The sequence below is a fragment of the Leptolyngbya sp. FACHB-36 genome (assembly GCF_014695955.1).
Lineage (GTDB): Bacteria > Cyanobacteriota > Cyanobacteriia > Leptolyngbyales > Leptolyngbyaceae > FACHB-36.
The window spans coordinates 1-1,687 of record NZ_JACJPG010000053.1; the positions used below are offsets into that span (position 1 = coordinate 1).

The 1,687-nt window shown below is 56.9% G+C and carries 2 protein-coding genes; both read left to right on the forward strand.

Annotated elements, in window-relative coordinates; translation table 11 throughout:
* Positions 1–155 precede the first annotated feature (155 nt).
* Positions 156–950 carry a DUF3153 domain-containing protein gene (locus H6F43_RS00740; RefSeq protein WP_199290083.1) on the forward strand — a complete coding sequence of 265 codons (795 nt, stop codon included), beginning with the start codon at positions 156–158 and terminating at the stop codon, positions 948–950.
* 6 nt (positions 951–956) lie between these two features.
* The coding region (locus tag H6F43_RS00745; protein WP_242025217.1) for an AI-2E family transporter at positions 957–1,687 on the forward strand (731 nt) is incomplete at its 3' end.

Genomic DNA, 1,687 nt, shown 5'->3' on the forward strand with positions numbered 1-1,687 from the left:
GTCAATACCAAAGAGAACCAGTTTGTCTGGCTGGCGCTGATTGCTGCGGTTGCCACCTTGGGTGGACTTCTGTGGCTCAGTCAGGGATGAGGCGATGCCATTGGCGCGAAATGGTTGTTAGATGGATAGAGAAGTCCGACACGCCCTAGGAAACCGTGAACCACAAATTCCCCGCTGTAGAATCTTCCGGCACGATCGCCGCTGTACCCCGCTGGTTCAAGCGCGTGAAAACCGTCTGCCTGCTGCTGCTAGCGTCGCTCGTGCTGTCGGGCTGCGTCCAATACGACGTTGGCGTTCGTTTCAAGAGTCCCCAGCAGGGGGAAATTGTGCAGCACATTCAAGTCGGCGAGCGGCTGCGAAGCCTGAGCGACGCCACCGTGCGGCAGTGGCTCAGCACAATCGAGCAGCGCAGCCGACAGGTCGGCGGACGGGTCTTGCGGCGATCGGCGCAGGATCTCATGGTGCGGATTCCATTCAGCAACGGGGCAGATCTGGAAGCGAAGTTCAATCAATTTTTTGGTCCGGCGACTGAAGCCCGGGGGACCGCAACGCCTGATTTACCGGATATTGAATCGCACCTGTCGCTGTCCCGCAGTAATCTGCTGCTGTTGGAGCGCAACCGTTTAGCGTACGATTTGGATTTGCGATCGCTGGGCGTGTCCTCGAATGGAACGGTGATCCTGAGTCCGACTGAACTCGTCGATTTGGAGTTTCGCTTAGAGGCTCCCTGGGGAGCGCGGACAACTCGGGAGTCGATCGCCGCCACCCGGCAGGGACAGCAGCTAGTTTGGCAGCTAACGCCCGGTGAGGTGAATCATTTGGAGGCGGTGTTTTGGATGCCGAATCCACTGGGGATTGGCACAGTTGCGATCGTCCTGCTAGTAATAGGAGGTCAGGCGCTCAAGCCGCGATCGCAGCCAGCGTCAGTGAGCCAAAACGCTTCGCCTTAGTGAGCCATGATGAATCGTCCAGTCAAGCTTCAACGCCTGCTGATCATTGGGCTGAGCGGTCCCGTCCTGGCACTTAATGTCTGGCTGTTGACGCAGATCTATCGCTATTTCGAGCATCTGATCACGGTGCTGGTGATCGCGGCGATTCTGGCGTTTTTGCTGAACTATCCGGTGCGGTTTTTTGAGCGGGCGCGGGTAACGCGATCGCAAGCCGTCACGCTGGTGCTGCTCGCCACGTTTATGCTGCTGCTGCTGGCAGGGGTAACGCTAGTGCCGCTGATTCTGGATCAAACAACTCAACTGCTCCAGGAAAAAATTCCAGCGTGGTTAAAAACCAGTCAGGAAAACGTGCTGGCGCTGGACACGTGGGCACGATCGCGCAATCTGCCGCTGGACCTTAGAGGGGTTAGCGGACGCATCAATGCTCAGATAGAAAGCCAGCTTCAGACATTGGCAACGCAGGCGCTGACTGTTGCGCTGGGCACGCTGACGGGGTTGATCGATGGCATTTTGATTCTGGTGCTGTCGTTCTACATGCTGTTGTATGGCGATCGAGTCTGGTTTGGCTTGATGAACCTGATGCCGCCGCAGGTCGGGGTGCCGCTGATGGAATCGCTGCGGTTGAACTTTCAGAATTTCTTCATCAGCCAAGTGCTGCTAGCCGCGTTCATGACGGCGTTTTTGATTCCAGTGCTGTTGGCGATGAAGGTTCCGTTTGCGCTGCTGTTTGCCATCAT